General features: G+C 72.7%; 21 protein-coding genes. 14 read left to right on the forward strand and 7 right to left on the reverse strand.

What is annotated here, in order from left to right; genetic code table 11:
- On the forward strand, nucleotides 1-572 hold a 572-nt coding region (locus tag Cco03nite_RS39625), incomplete at its 5' end, for an RNA-guided endonuclease TnpB family protein (protein WP_203699191.1).
- On the opposite strand, the gene Cco03nite_RS39630 is transcribed toward Cco03nite_RS39625, so the two are convergent.
- Nucleotides 545-790, reverse strand: coding sequence for a hypothetical protein (locus tag Cco03nite_RS39630; protein ID WP_203699192.1), 246 nt, complete (start codon nucleotides 788-790; stop codon nucleotides 545-547). The two genes, Cco03nite_RS39625 and Cco03nite_RS39630, sit on opposite strands and share 28 nt — an antisense overlap.
- Between Cco03nite_RS39630 and Cco03nite_RS39635 the strand changes: the two genes are divergently transcribed.
- The 5 genes from Cco03nite_RS39635 (at nucleotide 789) to Cco03nite_RS39655 (ending at nucleotide 5,600) form a co-directional block, all read left to right on the forward strand.
- Complete coding sequence (locus Cco03nite_RS39635) at nucleotides 789-2,027, forward strand: sensor histidine kinase (RefSeq protein ID WP_203699193.1); 1,239 nt, start codon at nucleotides 789-791, stop codon at nucleotides 2,025-2,027. The two genes, Cco03nite_RS39630 and Cco03nite_RS39635, sit on opposite strands and share 2 nt — an antisense overlap.
- The gene (locus Cco03nite_RS39640; protein WP_203699194.1) at nucleotides 2,024-2,806 is read left to right on the forward strand and encodes a LytR/AlgR family response regulator transcription factor; all 783 of its coding nucleotides are present in this window, start codon (nucleotides 2,024-2,026) and stop codon (nucleotides 2,804-2,806) included. The genes Cco03nite_RS39635 and Cco03nite_RS39640 overlap by 4 nt, the downstream gene beginning before the upstream one ends.
- A 66-nt stretch (nucleotides 2,807-2,872) precedes the next feature.
- Entirely contained in the window at nucleotides 2,873-3,202 is a 330-nt protein-coding gene (locus tag Cco03nite_RS39645) for a hypothetical protein (protein WP_203699195.1), read from the forward strand.
- 17 nt (nucleotides 3,203-3,219) lie between these two features.
- On the forward strand, nucleotides 3,220-5,031 hold the full coding sequence (locus Cco03nite_RS39650; protein WP_203699196.1) for a M91 family zinc metallopeptidase: 1,812 nt from the start codon (nucleotides 3,220-3,222) through the stop codon (nucleotides 5,029-5,031).
- Nucleotides 5,028-5,600, forward strand: coding sequence for a hypothetical protein (locus tag Cco03nite_RS39655; protein ID WP_203699197.1), 573 nt, complete (start codon nucleotides 5,028-5,030; stop codon nucleotides 5,598-5,600). The genes Cco03nite_RS39650 and Cco03nite_RS39655 overlap by 4 nt, the downstream gene beginning before the upstream one ends.
- Before the next feature lie 74 nt (nucleotides 5,601-5,674).
- Here the strand turns inward: Cco03nite_RS39655 and Cco03nite_RS39660 are convergent, their stop codons facing one another.
- Nucleotides 5,675-6,337 carry a hypothetical protein gene (locus tag Cco03nite_RS39660; protein WP_203699198.1) on the reverse strand — a complete coding sequence of 221 codons (663 nt, stop codon included), beginning with the start codon at nucleotides 6,335-6,337 and terminating at the stop codon, nucleotides 5,675-5,677.
- Nucleotides 6,338-6,508: 171 nt separating this feature from the next.
- On the opposite strand from Cco03nite_RS39660, the gene Cco03nite_RS39665 reads away from it, so the two are divergent.
- Nucleotides 6,509-6,814, forward strand: a complete 306-nt coding sequence (locus Cco03nite_RS39665) for a hypothetical protein (RefSeq protein WP_203699199.1) — start codon at nucleotides 6,509-6,511, stop codon at nucleotides 6,812-6,814.
- A gap of 28 nt (nucleotides 6,815-6,842) precedes the next feature.
- Here the strand turns inward: Cco03nite_RS39665 and Cco03nite_RS39670 are convergent, their stop codons facing one another.
- Both Cco03nite_RS39670 and Cco03nite_RS39675 read right to left on the reverse strand, forming a co-directional pair.
- Nucleotides 6,843-7,259 carry a VOC family protein gene (locus Cco03nite_RS39670; RefSeq protein WP_203699200.1) on the reverse strand — a complete coding sequence of 139 codons (417 nt, stop codon included), beginning with the start codon at nucleotides 7,257-7,259 and terminating at the stop codon, nucleotides 6,843-6,845.
- Nucleotides 7,260-7,339: 80 nt separating this feature from the next.
- On the reverse strand, nucleotides 7,340-7,744 hold the full coding sequence (locus Cco03nite_RS39675; protein WP_203699201.1) for a helix-turn-helix transcriptional regulator: 405 nt from the start codon (nucleotides 7,742-7,744) through the stop codon (nucleotides 7,340-7,342).
- A gap of 298 nt (nucleotides 7,745-8,042) precedes the next feature.
- Between Cco03nite_RS39675 and Cco03nite_RS39680 the strand changes: the two genes are divergently transcribed.
- Both Cco03nite_RS39680 and Cco03nite_RS39685 read left to right on the forward strand, forming a co-directional pair.
- Nucleotides 8,043-8,399, forward strand: a complete 357-nt coding sequence (locus Cco03nite_RS39680; protein ID WP_203699202.1) for a DUF485 domain-containing protein — start codon at nucleotides 8,043-8,045, stop codon at nucleotides 8,397-8,399.
- Nucleotides 8,396-10,039 (forward strand): monocarboxylic acid transporter, encoded by a 1,644-nt coding sequence (locus tag Cco03nite_RS39685; RefSeq protein WP_203699203.1) that lies wholly within the window; start codon nucleotides 8,396-8,398, stop codon nucleotides 10,037-10,039. Before Cco03nite_RS39680 ends, Cco03nite_RS39685 begins: the two co-directional genes overlap by 4 nt.
- A 52-nt stretch (nucleotides 10,040-10,091) precedes the next feature.
- Here Cco03nite_RS39685 and Cco03nite_RS39690 read toward each other — a convergent pair whose 3' ends face one another.
- Together Cco03nite_RS39690 and Cco03nite_RS39695 are read right to left on the reverse strand one after the other, a co-directional pair.
- Nucleotides 10,092-10,523 carry a CBS domain-containing protein gene (locus tag Cco03nite_RS39690; RefSeq protein WP_203699204.1) on the reverse strand — a complete coding sequence of 144 codons (432 nt, stop codon included), beginning with the start codon at nucleotides 10,521-10,523 and terminating at the stop codon, nucleotides 10,092-10,094.
- Between the two features lie 64 nt (nucleotides 10,524-10,587).
- A complete protein-coding gene (locus Cco03nite_RS39695; protein WP_203699205.1) occupies nucleotides 10,588-11,220 on the reverse strand; it encodes a nucleoside/nucleotide kinase family protein in 633 nt (210 codons plus the stop codon).
- A 57-nt stretch (nucleotides 11,221-11,277) separates the two neighbouring features.
- Between Cco03nite_RS39695 and Cco03nite_RS39700 the strand changes: the two genes are divergently transcribed.
- Nucleotides 11,278-12,447: a nucleoside 2-deoxyribosyltransferase domain-containing protein gene (locus Cco03nite_RS39700; RefSeq protein WP_203699206.1), complete on the forward strand. Its 1,170-nt coding sequence runs from the start codon at nucleotides 11,278-11,280 to the stop codon at nucleotides 12,445-12,447.
- Nucleotides 12,448-12,494: 47 nt separating this feature from the next.
- On the opposite strand, the gene Cco03nite_RS39705 is transcribed toward Cco03nite_RS39700, so the two are convergent.
- Nucleotides 12,495-13,313: an inositol monophosphatase family protein gene (locus Cco03nite_RS39705; protein WP_239168035.1), complete on the reverse strand. Its 819-nt coding sequence runs from the start codon at nucleotides 13,311-13,313 to the stop codon at nucleotides 12,495-12,497.
- Nucleotides 13,314-13,545: 232 nt separating this feature from the next.
- On the opposite strand from Cco03nite_RS39705, the gene Cco03nite_RS39710 reads away from it, so the two are divergent.
- The 4 genes from Cco03nite_RS39710 to Cco03nite_RS39725 all read left to right on the forward strand — a co-directional run bounded on the left by Cco03nite_RS39710 (nucleotide 13,546) and on the right by Cco03nite_RS39725 (nucleotide 18,093).
- On the forward strand, nucleotides 13,546-15,102 hold the full coding sequence (locus tag Cco03nite_RS39710) for a stealth family protein (protein WP_203699207.1): 1,557 nt from the start codon (nucleotides 13,546-13,548) through the stop codon (nucleotides 15,100-15,102).
- A 1-nt stretch (nucleotide 15,103) separates the two neighbouring features.
- A complete protein-coding gene (locus tag Cco03nite_RS39715; protein WP_203699208.1) occupies nucleotides 15,104-17,119 on the forward strand; it encodes a PIG-L family deacetylase in 2,016 nt (671 codons plus the stop codon).
- A 29-nt stretch (nucleotides 17,120-17,148) separates the two neighbouring features.
- Nucleotides 17,149-17,721, forward strand: coding sequence for a TIGR03086 family metal-binding protein (locus tag Cco03nite_RS39720; protein ID WP_203699209.1), 573 nt, complete (start codon nucleotides 17,149-17,151; stop codon nucleotides 17,719-17,721).
- Between the two features lie 123 nt (nucleotides 17,722-17,844).
- Nucleotides 17,845-18,093 carry a hypothetical protein gene (locus Cco03nite_RS39725; RefSeq protein WP_203699210.1) on the forward strand — a complete coding sequence of 83 codons (249 nt, stop codon included), beginning with the start codon at nucleotides 17,845-17,847 and terminating at the stop codon, nucleotides 18,091-18,093.
- Nucleotides 18,094-18,146: the final 53 nt, after the last annotated feature.

Genomic DNA, 18,146 nt, shown 5'->3' on the forward strand with positions numbered 1-18,146 from the left:
CGATCGTTATCGAGGACCTGGCCGTACGCAACATGGTCAAGAACCATCGTCTGGCCCGCGCGATCAGCGACGCGGCCTGGCGGCAGCTGCGCACCATGCTGGAGTACAAGGCCGCCTGGCATGGCCGGGATCTGGTCGTCGTGGACCGCTGGTTCCCCTCGACCCGCCTGTGCTCGGCGTGCGGCGCTCTCGCTGAACGGATGCCGCTGGACGTACGGGAGTGGACGTGCCCGTGCGGCAGCATCCACGACCGCGACGTGAACGCGGCCCGCAACATTCTGGCCGCCGGACTGGCGGTGACAGCCTGCGGAGACGGTGTAAGACCTCAACGAGGATCCTCTCGGACGGGGCGGTCGTCGGCGAAACAGGAAAACCCGAGGGCGACCAAGGGAATCCCCGTCCTTAGGGCGGGGAGGATGTCAACGCAGGATCGTCGCACCGGCGCGCACCCCGCCGCAGCCCCATTTCACCCGGTCGAGGGGCCGATCGACGGCGGGACGGGCAAGCCGGTGCCTCGTCACGGACGTCCGCCGCGCGGGCGTGATCAGATGTCGAGCCCGCTCGGCGGGTAGCCGTACCGTCGGCCGCACTCGGTCAGCGCCAGCACGGCACGCCCCTCGAGCCGGGTGTGGGCGCCCAGCGCGGCCGGATCGACCGACATACGCGCCGCGACCTGCGAGGCGCCGCACGTGTCGGGGACGCCCAGCTCGGCCTTGATCCGGGTGTACTCGGGGGCTTGGCGGTGGACGGGGTGGAGTGCGGCGGCGGGGCGTGGCACGATCGCTGCCATGTACCCAGCGCTGGGCGCCGCCGCCGTGGCGGCCGTCATCGCCGCGACCGCGGTGGTGATGATGCGCGGGCGGCGCCGGGTCGTCACCCCTGAGGAGCGGGCGACATACCAGGTGCTGCACCTGGCGACGCTGGCCAGCGAGCCGCTGCGGCAGGGCCTGCGTGACGAGACCGCGGCCGCCGCGCTGCGGCACCTGCGCACGCTGGTCGGCGCGGCCGGGCTGGCGCTGGCCGACGGCACCGGATTCCTGGCCCACGACGGCGCGGGCGGCCACCACCGGGAGGCGCTGCTGGCCGCGGCGCAGCGGGCGCAGTCCAGCGGCCGGCCGGTGCTGCTGCGGCCCCAGGAGCTGACGTGCGTGCGCCTGGACTGCCCGGTGCGCGGTGCGGTCGCCGCCCCGGTCTCCAAACCCGACGGGGGTACGGGTGCCGCCCTGGTCGCCGTCACCGAGGCGCGACCGACGCCCGGCCTGGTCCGGGTGGTCCTGGAGACCGCGCACTGGGTCGGCCTGCAACTGGAGCTGGCCGAGCTGCAGGAGGAACGGGCCCGGTCGGCCCGCGCCGAGGTGCGGGCGCTGCGCGCGCAGATCAGCCCGCACTTCGTCTACAACGCGCTGACCGCGATCGCCTCGTTCGTCCGCACCGACCCCGAGCGCGCCCGCGAGCTGATCCTCGAATTCGCCGAGTTCACCCGGTACTCCTTCCGCGCGCACGGCGAGTTCACCACCCTCGCCGAGGAGCTGCGCTCGATCGACCGCTACCTGACCATCGAACGCGCCCGCTTCGGCGAGCGCCTCCAGGTGCGGCTGCGGGTCGCGCCCGAGGTGCTGCCGGTGGAGGTGCCGTTCCTGTGCCTGCAACCCTTGGTGGAGAACGCGGTCCGGCACGGGCTGCACCCCAAACCCGGGGTGGGCACGATCCGGATCATCGCCGCGGACGCGGGCGCGGACTGCGAGATCATCGTGGAGGACGACGGCGTGGGCATGGACCCGGCGGTGCTGCTCGACGGAGACGGCACCGCGGACGGCGACGGCGGGCAGCACGTCGGGCTCGGCAACGTGGACGACCGGCTGCGCGCGGTGTTCGGCGACGCGTACGGCCTGGTCGTCGAGACCGCCCCGCAGGCCGGCACCCGGGTCAGCCTGCGCATCCCCAAGTTCCGCGGCACCGTGCTCAGCGAGCCGACGATCGCGCCGGGCGGCCGGCCCGCCGCCGGGCGCGACGGGAGGCGGGCATGACCGGCCGCCCCGCGACCCCGCCGCGGCTGCGGGTGCTCGCTGTCGACGACGAGCCCCCGGCCCTCGACGAGCTGCTCTACCTGCTGCGCAACGACCCGCGCGTCGAGTACGTGCACAGCGCCGCCGACGCCGCCGAAGCCCTGCGGGTGCTGCACGAGAACGACGTCGACGTGGCGTTCCTCGACATCCGCATGCCCGGCCTGGACGGCATGGACCTGGCCCGGGTGCTGCAGCGCTTCGCCCGCTCCCCCGCCGTCGTCTTCGTCACCGCGTACGACGACCGGGCCGCCGACGCCTTCGACCTCGGCGTCGTCGACTACGTGCGCAAACCGGTGCGTGCCGAGCGCATCGCCGAATCGCTGCGCCGGGTGCTGACCGAGCGCGCCGCCGTCGAGGACCGGCCCACGGCCCCGCCGGAGGCCGCCCCGCCGGGCGGGGATCCGATGATCCCGGTGGAGCTGGGCGGCGTGGTACGGCTGCTGCCCCGCTCGTCGGTGTGCTGGGTGGAGGCGCAGGGCGACTACGCCCGCCTGCACACCACCGACGGCTCGCACCTGGTGCGCGTGTCGCTGACCCAGCTGGAGGAGCGCTGGACCGATGCCGGTTTCCTCCGCATCCACCGCTCCTACCTGGTACGCCTGGACCTGGTCACCGAGCTGCGCCTGACCGGCTCCGGGTACGTGGTGTCGGTCGGCGGGCACCAGCTGCCGGTGGCGCGCCGCCACACCCGCGTGCTCAAGGACCGCCTCATCCGCCCCGCCAAGCAGCACTGGGGCTAGTCGTTCGCCACCGGGAGATCGAAGCTTCGGTGGAGCGCGGCGCGGCGGCGTTGTAGGGTGCCTTGCATGAGCGGGGAGGTACGGGCCGATCCCGTCGAGCTGGCGCGGGTCGCGCAGTCCTGTCTGGACGGCTCGCAGGATCTCGCGGCGGCGCTGCGCGCCGTCAGGGCCGACGCGGTGCTGTCCACAGCCGACTTCGGCAACGTGTCGAACGCGGGCAGGCAGACCGACGCCTACCACGGCGTGGAGGGCAGCGCCGGCACGGCGACGGAACGTCTGGTCACCGTGCTCGAGGTGGACAACGAGAGCCTGCTCCGGGTGGCCTTCGCCTACCAGCAGGCCGACGAGGAAGCCGAGCGCAAGCTGCGGCAGAAGCACCGCAACATTCCGATCTGACCACGGGGAGGCCGCCGATGGGGATCCCACCGGAGGACCAGGAGCACTTCCCGCCGATCACGGCGGCCGAGTCGACCTGGCAGTTGCACGCGAACCCGGGGCGGATCAACAGCGCCGCGTCGGCGTGGCGGCGGTTCGCCAAGTCGGCCACGACGCTGGGCGACGACATCGACGCGGACGCCAAGAAGCTGGTGGGCTCCCAGTGGTCGGGCCCGGCCCGGGACAGCTACGTGAACCACAAGACGAAGCTGGTCTCCAGCGTGGACGCGGTGCAGGGCAACGCGGACAAGCTGGCCGGGCACCTGGAGGGCGTGGCCGATCTGCTCCACCGCTACCAGGGGCTGCTCGACGCCGAATACGACAAGGTGCGGTTCCGCGACGTCGGCGGCACGTTCTATCCGCGCAGCACGGAAGAGCAGAAGCTGATCAGCGACGCCGTCGCCGAGGCCGCGACCCTGCGCAAGGAGCTGGAGCAGGCGCTCGCCCAGCAGCTCAGCGGCTTCGACAAGGCGGGCTGGGACACCATCGCCGCCGACTGGGGCGCGATCGCCACGGGCAACACCGACCCGTTCACGCTTCCCGCGGAGGCGACCGACGGCGTTTCGGTGATCATGGTGGACGGCCGGGCGGTGGTGAACACCGGCACCGGCGACGACGACGTCAAGGTCCGGATCGACCCGAAGACCGGCGACGTCATCGTCAGCGTCAACGGCGCGGACTACTACTACCCGCCGGGCACCCCGGTCACCATCCGCGGCGGCGAGGGCAACGACACCATCGAGGTGCCGAAGGGCTCCAACATCAGCGTGACGCTGCTCGGCGGCGCGGGCAACGACACCATCCGCGGCGGCGACGGCGCCGAGCAGATCTTCGGCGGGCGCGGGACCGACGACCTCTACGGCGGCCGCAACGACGACTACGTCTCCGGCGGCTCCGGCATCGACTACATCGACGGCCAGGACGGCAACGACGTGCTGTCCGGCGGCGCGGGACAGGACACGCTGTACGGGCTGGGCGGCGACGACCAGCTGTCCGGCGGCGAGGACGACGACTACCTCGAAGGCGCGAAGGGCAACGACTCGCTGCACGGCGGCGCCGGCAACGACGTCGTGTCCGGCGGCCACGGCGACGACAAGCTCGCCGGCGGCACGGGCGACGACGTCTACTACGGCGGGCACGGCAAGGACAGCATCACCGCGGGCGGCGGCCGGGACACCGCGTACCGGCAGGACGAGGACACCGTCGACGGCGTCGCCTCCGACGTCAAGGTCGAGATCAGCGACAAGGCGCAGTTCATCAAGATCGAGGGCTCCGACGAGTTCAAGGAGCGGGTGCTCGCCGACCTCGACATGTACCGGGCCTCGCCGACCGGCCAGCAGATGCTGGAGAACCTCCAGGACAAGCGCGACCCGAACTTCTGGCTCGGCGAGAACACGCTGACCATCAAGGAGCTCGACGACGAGAACGGCTATGCCAGCGAGGGCCACAAGCTCGCCAACTCCGACTCGGTCATCCAGTACAACCCCGCCTTCACCTTCGACTCCGAGCGCGGCCGGCCGTCGGTGGTGCTCTACCACGAGCTCGGGCACGTCTACGACTACTGGAACGACACCTTCGAGTCCGACCTGATCTCCGGCGGGCCCGACGACGGGATCAAGAAGGGCGAGCGGCAGGCGACGGGGCTGCCCTTCGACCACGACGACGACTCCTCGACGCCGGACCAGGTCGATCCCGACCACCCGATCCAGTACACCGAGAACGGGCTGCGCCGGGAGATGGGCATGCGCGAACGCGACACCTACGCCACCTACTCCGGGGACGGCTGGTGACGGGACCGCGCCGCGCCGCCGGGCTGCTGCTCGTCATGGCGCTGCTGGCCGCGTGCTCGGGCGACCCGGACCTGGAGCTGACGGCGCGGACCTCTGTCGTAGGCGGCGACGTCGCGGTCGAGTACACGCTGGCCAACCGGTCCGGTGCGCCGATGGTGGTCTACGACGGGGGTTGGACCGATCCCGAGCGGCCCGGCTGGTCGCGGGGGCCGGTGGAGGTCAGCGTCCGCGAGGACGGGGTGATCGAGCTGTCGAAACGCATCATCCATCCCTGCCAGACCCCGGACACCAGCGACTGCGGCGGCGTACGCGTGCCCACCGTGCGGATGCGCGGCTCCGTGCTCGAACCCGGTGCCGACCGGTCGGACGGTTTCCGGGTGCCGCTCCAGGTGGAACCCGATCATCCGGCGTCGGCCCAGGGCAAGCCCATCACGCTGGCCGGGCGGACGGTGGTCTTCTGCGTCGGGTTCGCCGAGGTGACCGCCGCCAACCCGTCCGCGGCCGACGGCCTCTACCCGCCCGCCAGCCCGCAGGACGTTGTCTGCGGCGAGCCGTTCCAGGTGCCGTGAGTCCGCGCTGACCAGCGGGCCTGCCCGGCTGTCACCCAGCCGGGCAGGCCCCGTCGGGCGACGTTTCGCTCTCGTCAGCGGGCGAGCCCGGCGTGGTCGATCCTGCGGTGGTAGCGCATCCCGGCGCGCCCGCCGAGGACCGCGCCGGCCAGCCCGACACCCGCCAGCACGATCGCCGTCACGATCCCGGCCGCGGTGAGGTCGCCCTCGTTGACCGGCAGCCGTGGGAAGCCGTTCAGCCGCGACAGGACGTCGTACTGGTCGCCGAGGACCGCCCCGGTCACCGCCACCAGGACGGCGATCAGGATCGACCACAGCCACACCGCGACGCCCTGCTTCGTGCCGTCGAAGCGGGCCATCCGGCCGGCGACGTAGCCGCCGCAGTAGTACGACACGAACAAGATCACCAGCAGCGCGACGATGCCGGCTGTCCCGATCGTCGCGGCGGTGTCGGTGACCGCGCCGGTGGCGTCCCGCACGACGGCGTTGTCCGCGGCCGCCAGCCCGAGCGCCGTTCCGGCCGCGGCCAGCAGCGCCGTCAGCAGCACCGCGGTGCCCATCGCGGTCAGCCAGCCGAAGAAGGCCGAGCCGAACTTCATCCCGCCGAAACGATCTCCTTCGCGGGTGACCACCAACTCGCGCTGCTCGCCGACCCGGTATGTCTCGATGGTCTCCGCCGGCCGCTGATCACCGACCGGCCCGCCGCGCGCGGGCCCGGCCTCATAATCGGCGCTCATGACTCCACCCCCCGTATGTGCGTGTAAGCGATGCCGTACCCGGTCGCCGGCCGATAAACACCCCGGATCCGCCGCATCTCACCAGGTGAACAGCGCTTTGATCCGCGACGTTGCCGCGTCGCTCACCGCCGTGCCGTGGCGCGGCAGGGCGGCGGCTGACACACTCACGGCGTGCGCCGCTTTCACCTCTTCTTCGCCGCAGCCGTCGGGCTGGACCTCACCGGGCTGGCGCTGGTCGTGGCCGCTTTCGCCGATCACGCCGGCACGTCCATCCCGCCGCAGGACGCACCTGCGGCCGTGGCCGCGGCACACGCGGCCGCCGTGGAGGAGACGACCTCACATCTGCTGGAAGCCCTCATCGCCGCCGCGGTGCTCGGCGCGGTCGCGGCGGTGCTCATCGTGCTGGGGTCGCGTGCGCGGCGGCGGGAACGCGATGCGGCGGCCGACAGCGTCGGAACAGTGCTGCAGCGCCAGTGAGGGCCGGGTGCCGCCGGCCATACGCGTCTCAGGAGGGATCGCCCTGCTGGAGGATCCGGACCGGGTTGCCGAACGGGTCGCGGATGCCCATGTCGGTGCCGTAGAAGTGGTCGGTGGGCTCCTGGGTGAAGTCGGTGAAGCCGCCCGCCTTCAGGCTTTCGTACAGTCCCCGGACGTCGTCGGTGCTGAGCACGAGCCCGGTCAGCGCGCCCTTCGTGACCAGCTCGCGAAGCTGCTCGGCCGTGGCCTCGTCGTGCAGCGGGGCACCCGGCTGCTCCAGGGCGATCTCAGTGCCCGCGGCGCCGGGCACCCGGACGGTCACCCAGCGGTAGGAGCCCTGCTGGACGTCGTTGCCCTTCTCGAGCCCGAGCTTGCCGACGTAGAAGTCCAGCGCCTCGTCCTTGTCCAGGACATAGATGGACGCGACGTTCAGCTTCGTGATCATGTTCTCTCCTCTGCACGGTGATCGGACGTTCGCCACGCTAGGCGAACCGCCACGGCCTCGGCTTATCCAGAACTGCTCGATCAGAGCGCGGCTACCGTGCGCGGTCGGGTGTTGGCCATCAGGGCGCAGTGGGGCACGCCCACCGGCGGGTGGCTGCCGCGGTAGTCCGACGGCGTCTGCCCGACGATGTCCCGGAAGGTCCGGCTGAACGTCCCCAGACTGGCGAAGCCGACATCGAAACAGATGTCGGTGACGGTGCGGCCGGTCTCCCGCAGCAGGAACATCGAGCGCTCCACCCGTCGCCGCTGCAGGTAGCGGTGCGGCGTCTCCCCGAACGTGACGCGGAAGCAGCGGCTGAAGTGCGCCGGGGAAAGGTGGGCCACCGCCGCGACGGCCCGGACGTCGAGCGGCTGGGCGTAGGCGCGGTCCATCGCGTCGCGGGCGCGGAGCAGCCGCCGGTTCAGCTCCTCGACCTCTCGGCTCACACCGCAATGCTATAAGGCCTGGTCGGCAGGGCTTGGGCTGACACCGGCGGCGTTCACGAACCGCCGAGACCGGCAGGAGGATCACGCGCCGGCGAGTGGGAGCGCTGCCGTTCGGCGCGCGGGCATGCGCCGCTGGGCGCGTACTGGCGACCGCTCGGCGCGAACGCCGCGCATGTCCGCTTCGGCCGGTTCACAGATCGACACGCCGGTCCCTAGCCTGCGGGCAACCGCACTGTGACCCGTCGCACACACGGCGACGTGCCACGTTGCTTCCTCTCCCAACCGAGGCTGGTGATTCATGAGCACCGACGCTCCGGACCGCTACGAGCGCATCGCGGACAACCCCGAGTTCGCGGGGCTGCGCCGCGCGCTGCGGCGATTCGTGTTCCCGATGACGATCGCGTTCTTCAGCTGGTACGCCCTGTACGTGATCCTGTCCGCGTACGCGCGTGACTTCATGGGCACGGTCCTGTTCGGCAACATCAACGTGGCGCTGGTCTTCGGGCTGCTGCAGTTCGTGACGACGTTCCTGATCGCCTGGCTGTACGCCCGCTACGCCGACCGCAAGCTCGACCCGGTCGCCGAGGACCTCAACGCGCGTATCCAGGCCGGCGAGTTCGACGCCGACGAGCAGCCGAAGGAGGTCGTGGCATGAGCGCACGCACATTGACAATCGTATTGTTCGTGGTCTTCGTGCTGTTCACGCTGGCGATCACGATCTGGGCGAGCCGGCAGACGAAGACCGCGACGGACTTCTACGCCGGCGGCCGGTCGTTCTCCGGCTTCTCCAACGGCATGGCGATCGGCGGCGACTACATGTCGGCGGCGAGCTTCCTCGGCATCGCCGGCATCATCGCGCTGTCGGGCTACGACGGCTTCCTGTACTCGATCGGCTTCCTGGTCGCCTGGCTGGTGGCCCTGCTGCTGGTCGCGGAGCTGCTGCGCAACTCGGGCAAGTACACGATGGCCGACGTGCTGGCGTTCCGGATGCGCCAGACGCCGGTCCGCGTGGCGGCCTCGATCTCCACCATCGTGGTGTCGATCTTCTACCTGCTGGCGCAGATGGTCGGCGCGGGCGCGCTGGTGGCGCTGCTGCTGGGCATCAAGCCCGGGGCGCACTTCCTGGGCATGGACGCCGACACCGCGAAGATCGCCACGATCATCTTCATCGGCATCCTGATGATCGTGTACGTGACCGTCGGCGGCATGAAGGGCACCACGTACGTCCAGATCGTCAAGGCGTTCCTGCTGATGGTCGGCGCCGCGGTGATGACCCTGCTGGTGCTGGCGGCGTTCAAGTTCAACCTGTCCGGGCTGCTCGGCGAGGCCGCGGCGAAGTCAGGCAAGGGCGCTGCGTTCCTCGAACCGGGCCTGCGCTACGGCAAGGAAGTGGCCGGGGACGCGGCGCAGACCTTCTACAACAAGATGGACCTGCTGTCGCTGGGCATCGCCCTGGTGCTGGGCACCGCCGGCCTGCCGCACATCCTGATCCGCTTCTACACCGTGCCCAACTCCAAGGCCGCCCGCAAGAGCGTGCTGTGGGCGATCGGCATCATCGGCACGTTCTACCTGATGACGCTGGCGCTGGGCTTCGGCGCGGCGGCGCTGGTCGGCAGCGAGGCGATCACCGCCCAGGACAAGGGCGGCAACACCGCCGCGCCGCAGCTGGCCCAGGTGCTCGGCGAGAAGTTCCTCGGCGGCGCGAACGGCGGTGCGGCGATGCTGGCGATCATCGCGGCAGTCGCGTTCGCCACGATCCTGGCGGTGGTCGCCGGTCTCACCCTGGCCTCGTCGAGTTCGCTGGCGCACGACATCTACGCCAGCGTCATCCGCAAGGGCCAGGTCAGCGAGGGCAGCGAGGTGCGGGTGGCCCGCATCTCGGCGTTCGCGATCGGCGCGGTCGCGATCGTGCTGGCCATCTTCGCGCAGAGCCTCAACGTGGCGTTCCTCGTCGCGCTGGCGTTCGCGGTCGCGGCCTCGGGCAACCTGCCCGCGATCCTGTACTCCCTGTTCTGGAAGCGGTTCACCACCGCCGGCGCGACGGCGGCGATCTACGGCGGCCTCATCACCGCCGTGGTGCTGGTGTTCTTCTCACCGGTGGTGTCGGGCAGCCCGACCGCGATGTTCCCGAGCTCCGACTGGCACTGGTTCCCGCTGTCGAACCCGGGCATCATCTCGATCCCGGTCGGATTCCTCTGCGGCTGGCTGGGCACGATCCTGTCCCGCGAGCCTGCGGACCCGCAGAAGTACGCCGAGCTGGAGGTCCGCTCGCTGACGGGTGTCGGCGCGCACTGACCCCGGCACGAGAAAAGGGGCGTCCCGGCCGGGGCGCCCCTTTTCGTCGCGGTCAGCCCCGCGTCGGCGGAGCGGCCGTGATCGTGGAGACGAAGTGCGCCAGCTTCTCGTTCGACAGGTGCTGGGCCAGGTCCGCCTCGCTGATCATGCCGATGATCTGGTGGTCCTCGATCACCGGCACCCGGCGGATCTTGTGCTGCTCCATGGTCTTGAGCACCTCGTCCTCGTCGGCCTTCGCGTCGACCCAGATCGGCGTGCCCTTGGCCATCTCCATGCAGGTCGTCGTGTTCGGGTCGCCGCCCGCCGCGATGCACTTGATGACGATGTCGCGGTCGGTGATGATGCCGCGCAGCTTGTCGTCGCTGCCGCAGATCGGCAGCGAGCCGACGCCCATGTCGCGCATCAGCTGCGCGGCGCGGGCCAGTGTCTCGTTCTCGGGCACGCACTGCGCGCCCAGGTGCATGATCTGCTTGGCCGTTGTCATGATCAACCCCCCTGTAGCCAGTCCCCTGGGGCCATCGTGCGCCTCCGCCCGCCGGCGGCGCGCGTTAATCGACAGACATGATCGCCGGGTGGCGGGAGTCGTCGACCTTCACCACCAGGTCGGCGAACGTCTGCGGGGCCACCTCGTCGGCGTAGCGGGCGTACGCGGGCAGCGCCCAGGCCTCCTCCGGCGGGGTGTGCCGGGCCAGCGCCGCCGGGGACATCACCAGGTGCACGGCCAGCTCGAACGGCAGCCCGGAGCCGAGCAGCAGATCCCCGCTGACCAGCAGCACCGCACCCGGCGGCAGGGAAAGGTAGGCGGCCCGGGTGGCCCGGTCGCGCACCGGGTCGCGCAGCGTCGGCAGCACCCGGCCGGTGCCGCCCGGCCCGAGCGGGTCGAGCACCTCCCGGCGCAGCCCGGCCTCGTCGAGCCAGCCCTCGTAGTACGCGTCAGGATTGGTCCGGCCGAACTCCCAGCGCACCGACTTCGGGCGCAGGAAGTCCACGGTCCGTACGTGCAGCACCTGGTGGCCCAGCGCCCGCAGCGGGTCGACCAGCGCCTCGGCGAGCCGGTCCGGTCCGGCGGCGGGCGCGCCGTCCAGCGCCACGCGGACCCACCCGTCCGGGTCCGCGACCTTGCCGATCCGCTCGACCAGCTCGCTCACCAGTCCCCCGGGCGTCACCGGCCGCACTCGCATCCGCCCACCCTACCGACGGCCGCCGTGGGCGCGGGAACGCGTGCGACGATCATCGGCATGGAGAGCCCGCGCGAGGTCGTCACCGTGTACGCCGGCGAGCAGCCCCCGGACTCCTGGGACGCGGCCCTGTTCCTGGCCGGTCCGACGCCGCGTACGCCCGAGGTCGCGTCCTGGCGACCGCAGGCCGTGGACCTGCTCGCACAGCTCTGGACCGGCCCGGGCCGGCTGGTGGTGTTCGTGCCCGAGCGGCCCGAGGGCGGGATGCCGCACGGCTGGCTGCGCCAGGTCCAGTGGGAGGACACCTGCCTGCACCTGTCGGACGCGGTCGTCTTCTGGGTGCCGCGCGACCTGGCCACCCTGCCCGGCTTCACCACCAACGTCGAGTGGGGACGCTGGGAGTCCAGCGGCCGGGTGGTGCTCGGCGCGCCGCCGGACGCGCCGGGCCTGCGCTACCTGTCCCACTACGCGCAGCTGCACGGCGCGCCGGTCGCCGACACCCTCGACGGCACCCTGTCCGCGGCCCTGGCGCTGCTCGGCGGCGGTGCCCTGCGGGCGGGCGCGCACCGCGAGCTGCCCCTGGCCCTGTGGCACGACGAAGGCGTGCGGACGTGGCTGGCCGGGCAGGAGGCCGCCGGGAACCGGCTGCGCTCGGCGCGAGTGGCCTGGACCTGGCCGGGCCCGGACGGGCGGGCGTTCTGGTGGGCTGCGCACGTCGGCGTGGAGGTCGCCGCCGAGGGCCGGGTCAAGGACAACGAGGTGGTCATCGGCCGCCCGGATGTCAGCGCGGTGGTCGCCTACCTGCCCGGCGGCAGCCTGCCGGAGACCCGGATCGTGCTGGTGCGCGAGTTCCGGTCCAGCGCCGTCACCACCGACGGGTACGTGCACGAGCTGCCCGGCGGGTCGCAGCCCGGCACGGCCGACCCGCGGCACGTGGCGCTGGCGGAGCTGGCCGAGGAGACGGGCCTGCGGGTGGACGCGGCGCGGCTGCGCCCGCACGGCGTGCGCCAGCCCGCCGCGACCGTCTCGGCGCACCGCGTGCACCTGTTCAGCCTGGAACTGACCGAGGCGGAACTGGACGCCCTGGAGTCCGGCCCGCAGCGGCACGGCGTCACCGCAGACGGCGAGCACACGGTCCTGGAGTTCACCACCTACGCCCGCCTCCTCACCGACCCGAACGTCGACTGGACCACGGTGGGCCTGGTCACCGCCGCCCTCGCGGCCACCTGAAGCCGGCGGGTGCACGCGAACCTGCGGCCCGGAGGGGCGGCGGGGGGTCAGGGGTGGTGGAGGGCGGAGAGGATGAGGTGGGCGGTTTCGGGGTCGGGGGCGACCAGGAAGGGCATGGGGTTGCCGCCGGCGAGGCGGAACGGGCTGCCGTCGGCGGCCATCGCCACTCCTCCGGCCTCGGCGTGCAGCAGCAGCCCGGCCGCGTGGTCCCAGGGCAGCTCCCAGGTCAGCACCATCGCGGTGCGCCGCCCGCTGGCGAGCTGGATGTACTCCAGGCCCGAGGTGTCGAAGAAGGACAGCGCCACCCCGTGCCGGCTGAGCTCGTGGAAGCCGGCGCGCTCCGACGGCTTCCACCAGATCGGCGGCGAGACGCTCACGTCCAGGTGGCGCAGGGTCGGCTCGACGGGCCGGACCTTCACCCGCTGCCCGTCGACGTACGCCCCACCGCCCGCGGTCGCCACCGCCATCAGGTCCATCACCGGCGCGTACGTCCACGACGCGAGCAGCCGCCCGCGGTGGGCCAGCGCGACCAGGGTGGTGAACCGGGGGCTGCCACTGACGAAGTTGTGCGTGCCGTCGATCGGGTCGACGATCCACACCGGGGCTTCGCCGTCGATCGCGGCCAGCAGCCCCGGGTCGGCGGCGACCGCCTCCTCGCCGACCATGACCGAGCCGGGCACCAGCGCGGTCAGGTGCTTGGCCAGCTCCTCCTCGGCGGCCCGGTCGGCGACGGTCACGTAGTCGGTCTCGGAGGTCTTGTAGCCGATGTCGGCCGCGGCCAGCCGGCCGAACCTGGGCAGGATCTGCTCCTCGGCGACGCGGCGTACCGCGCGCTCGACCTCGGCCACCTCTGTCGCGTCAAGCACGCCCCCAGCCTGCCACCACACCAGGGCGTCGCCTTTTCGGGGGCTGGATCGTTATTACGGCGTGATCTTCCAGGTGCCGGGGCGGTCGGCTGCGATGGCCGCGTTGTCTCGCAGGTCGGTGGACCTGCTGCTGCCGCGAGTCAGACGGGCCGGCGGGCCCGCTGAGCGGTGGGCGCGTTCAGCGGTCCGGTGGCATCTGACCAGCCGGTATGACACCAGCGAGCTGCGACTGGTGCCGACGCCCCACGGGCCGGCGCTGGCGCGGCCGCTGGCCGGGGCGACGCCGCTGGCCGCGCGGCGGCTCAACCTGGAGACGGTGCTGACCGTGCTGCGCGACGCGGGAGTCGACCACTTCTGCGTGCGCGGCTACGACGACAAGGCGTCGGCGGTCGCGATCGGATCGGGCGGGCGGCGTGAGGCGTGGAAGGCGCTGCGGCGTGAGGCGCTGCGCCGGCCGCTGTTCGTCGCCGCCGTCACCGACCAGGGTGTGCAGACGCCGATGCCGGCCACGTCCCACCACGCCTGGCGCACGCTGGCCGGGCACCGGGTGATCCGGCTGATCCAGTACGTCTGCGACCCGTCGGGGTCGCTGCTGCTGGGCGTGGCGCACGGCTGCGACCTGGAGGTGTGGTCGCGTACCCCGCAGGGGTCGCTGCACGCGCCCCGGCCCAACCGGGCCGCCGACTTCGTGTCCGCCACCGGTTCCGCGGTGCAGCTGGACGAGGCCGACTTCACCCGGATGACGTCGGCGCACGTGCCCGGCCAGGCGCAGCGCCCCACCCGGCCGGAGTTCGCCGGCACCCTGCTCGACGACATCACCTTCCCCGTCGACGTCGTCTACACCTGGGTCGACGACGACGACCCGGCCTGGCAGGCCCGCCGCGACGCCGCCCTGGCCGCGCACGACCGGCCGCCGGCAGCCCACGCCACCGGGCTGTCCCGGTTCGCCAACCACGACGAGCTGCGCTACTCGATGCGCTCGCTGCACCTGTACGCGCCGTGGGTGCGCCGGATCTGGCTGGTCACCGACGATCAGGTGCCGTCGTGGCTGGACACCTGCCACGACCGGGTACGCGTGGTCGCGCACAAGGAGCTGTTCGGCGAGCACGGCCGCCTGCCGACGTTCAACTCCCACGCCATCGAGAGCCGCCTGCACCACATCGACGGGCTCAGCGAGCACTTCGTCTACTTCAACGACGACGTGTTCGTCGGCCGGCCGGTCAACGCGCTGAAGTTCTTCCAGCCCAACGGGCTGTCGAAACTGTTCCCGTCGAAGGGCAAGGTCGCCCCGGGCGCGGCGGACGCCACCGACCTGGCCCCGACCGTGGCGGGCAAGAACAACCGCGTGCTGATCGCCCGCGACTTCGGCCGGCACCTGACCTACAAGATGAAGCACGTCCCGCACGCGCTGCGCCGCGACGTGCTCGCCGAGATGTCCGACCGGTACGCCCAGGAGCTGGAACGCACCGCGGGCAACCGGTTCCGGGACGCCTCGGACGTCTCGCTGGTGTCCTCGGCCTACCACTACTACGCGCTGGCCACCGGCCGGGCCGCCATCGACCGGATCACCAGCACGTACGTGAGCCTCGCCGCATCCGACAAGAACCGGCAGCTCGCGCAGGTGCTCGCCCGGCGTGATCAGGACGTGTTCTGCGTCAACGACGAGGACGGCACGCCCGAGCAGCGGCAGGGCCGCCAGCAGCTGCTGCGCGACTTCCTGACGGCGTACTACCCGGTGGCGGCGCCGTGGGAGCTGCCGGAGCCGGACGCCGCGCGACAGGACGGCTGACTTGCACCGGCGCACGGCGCTCAGCGCCCTGCTGCTGGCCGGCGGCGGGGTGATCGGACTGGGCCTGACCCGGCCCTGGGAGCGGGTCTGGTCGGCCGGCGCGCCGCCCCGCCCGGCCGCGTTCCTCAACATCTGCGCGCACCCCGACGACGACCTGTACTTCCTCAACCCCGACGTGATGCAGGCCCTCGACGGCGGGAACGCGGTGACCAGCGTCTACCTCACCGCAGGCGAGGCCAACGGCGTCAACGCGCAGCTGGGCGAGGGCCGCAAACCCAAACCCGACTTCGAGGGGTACGCCGCGGCGCGGCAGTACGGCATCCGGGCGGCGTACGCGGCGATGGCCACGGGAAACCCCGACAGCGCCTGGCGGCGCGAGGTCCGCCACGTCGGGGACGCGGTGTACGAGACCGCGACGCTCGCCGCCGCCCCGCACGTCACGCTGGCCTTCCTCAACCTGCGCGCACCTGTCGACGGCCCCGGCGCCAACCGGCTGGAGTGGCTGTGGGACGGCCGCCGCGACGCCCAGCCCTACCTGCGGCCCACCGACAGCCCGCTGCCCGCGGCCGGCCGGCTGACCCGCGACGAGGTGTTCGCCATCCTGGCCTCGCTGCTCGACACGGCCGAGCCGACGGTGGTGCGCACCCTGGACCCCGCCCCGGAGCACCTGAAGTACAGCGAGGACGACGTCGAGTACTCCGACCACACCGACCACCTGTACGCGGCGTGGTTCGCGGTCGAGGCGGTGCGCCGCCACCGGCGGGCCGGCGAGGCGGTGCAGGTGCAGAGCTACCGCGGCTACTTCAACAAGTACTGGCCGCGCAACCTCAGCCCGGCCGTGTACGAGCGCAAGTTCTCCTACCTGGACATCTACGGCTGGGCCGACGGGCATCCCTGCGCGGTCCCGTACGGCTGCGGCGACCTGCAGGTCGGCACCCGCTCGCGGGCCAAGCGCTACGGCCGCAGCCAGACCTACCGGCACCCGGGCGGCACCACGTGGCTGGTCGCGTACCCGGACGGGCTGGCGGCGTTCGCGGTGTTCGGCGGCACGGCGCTGATGTGGCGGCGCGGCACGGACCCCGGCGCGTGGTCCGCTCCGGAGCCGGTCGGCGGGGAGAACCTGCTGCCCTGCCTGTCGGTGGTGTCCACCCCGGACGGCCGGGTGCACCTGTTCGGGGTACGCCAGGACCTGGCCCTCGCCGGTCCGCGGCTGGCCGTGGTGCACGGCGAGCAGGCCGTGCCCGGCGGTCCGGTCGTCTGGGCGGAGCTGGGCAACCCGGACGCGGGCGGCGACCCGGCGCGGGCCAGGGAGGTCGGCATGCCGGTCGCGGTCGCCGACGCCGACGGCGGCCTGAGCGTGTTCACCCGCGACTTCGACCGCGGGGCCGCGATGCGCGCGCGGGCCGCGGGCGGGTCCTGGGGCCCGTGGATCCGGCTGGGCGGCAAGGGCATCCGCGACGCGCTGGTCGCGGTGTCGGCCGGCCCGCGCACCGATCTGTACGCGGTGACCGACGACGAGCTGCTGTGCTGGAGCCGGGACAGCCCGGCGGGGCGCTTCGGCGAGCCGCGGGTGCTGCTGCGCGAGGCGATGGACGGCACCCTGTCGGCGGCCCGCACCGCCGCGGGCGGCCACGGACCGGTGCTGGTCGGGCACGCCGACGGGGCGACGCTGACCGTGCTGCTGGACGGGGTCGCGACGACGGTTCCGGCGGGCGGGGGCACCGGCGCGCCGGCCGGGCTGTTCCGCGACGGCCGCCTGCGGCTGCTGCGCCGCGACGACGCGGGCCGGGTCGGCATCACCGAGGCGCACCGGCCCGGCGACACGCCGGTGTGGTCGGCGTCGGCGGCGCTGTTCACCGGCGCGCCCGCGGTGACCGTCGACTCGCGCGGGCGGGCGTACGCGGCGGTCGTCGGCGCGGACGGGCGGCTGTGGACGTGCGCCCTGGACGGCGCCGCCAAGGAGACCCGCTGGCAGCACGCGCCCGCGCCGGGCACGCTGCGCCCCGCCCAGGCGTGAATGCCACCGGGCCGGGGCACGATCGGGGCATGGACGGTTATCTGACGCTGGACCACCCCCTGGCCGCGTACGACGCCATCACCGCCGAGGTCGGGGCGCTGGCACGCACGGTCACCCCACGGCAGCTGGGCGACCCGACCCCGTGCGAGGGCTGGACGGTGCGGCGGCTGCTGCGCCACCTGGCGTTCGTCAACGACCGCTACGCCACGCTGGCCGAGGGCACGCCGATACCCGAGGACGAGCCCGACTACGCCGACCCGGTGGCCGCGTTCGGCGAGCACGCCGCGCGGGCCCGGGCCGCATTCCGGCGGCCGGGTTACCTGGCCGAGGTCGCGCCGACGCCGATCGGGCCGCAGCCGGGCGCGGTCACCGTGCAGCACGTCGTCAACGAGCTGACCACGCACGGCTGGGATCTGGCCCGCGCGCTCGGCACGAGCACCGACGTCGCGCCCGAGCTGGCCCGCCGGGTGCTGGCGAGCTGGCGGTCCTTTCTGGACGGCATGCCCCGCGACGGCGGCCCGTTCGGCGCCGAGCGCCCGGCCCCGGCGGGCGCCACCGAAGCCGACCGGCTGGCCGCGTACCTGGGCCGGGACGCAGGCTGACCTTTGCTACCGGCCGGTATGCCGAGATTGTCCATTCCGCCGCATGCCCGACAGCTGCTCTTCTAGCGTGGGCCGTGGGTGTCAGCAGGGAGCTGAGGCCCAGGCCCGAGGAGGCACGTCAGCATGGCGAAGAACAACCGACCCGACCGCGACCCGCGCACCGCCCGGCACGAGGACGCCCAGCACGCGGGCAGCCAGCAGAGTCAAGCGGCCGGCGGCATGAACGCGCATTCCCCGAACCACGCCGAAGCCGACCATGAACATGCGGCCACCGCGACGATGGCGCAGAAGAAGGAGCAGGCGGGCAACTCGCCGACCTCCATGAAGTCCAAGAAGGGCAACCAGCCCAAGCACAACCAGCCCAAGCGCTGACGTGCCCCGAGTGGCGGGCCGCGACCGTGTCGCGGCCCGCCACCGGCGTGCCC

The sequence above is a fragment of the Catellatospora coxensis genome, from assembly GCF_016862635.1.
GTDB lineage: Bacteria > Actinomycetota > Actinomycetes > Mycobacteriales > Micromonosporaceae > Catellatospora > Catellatospora coxensis.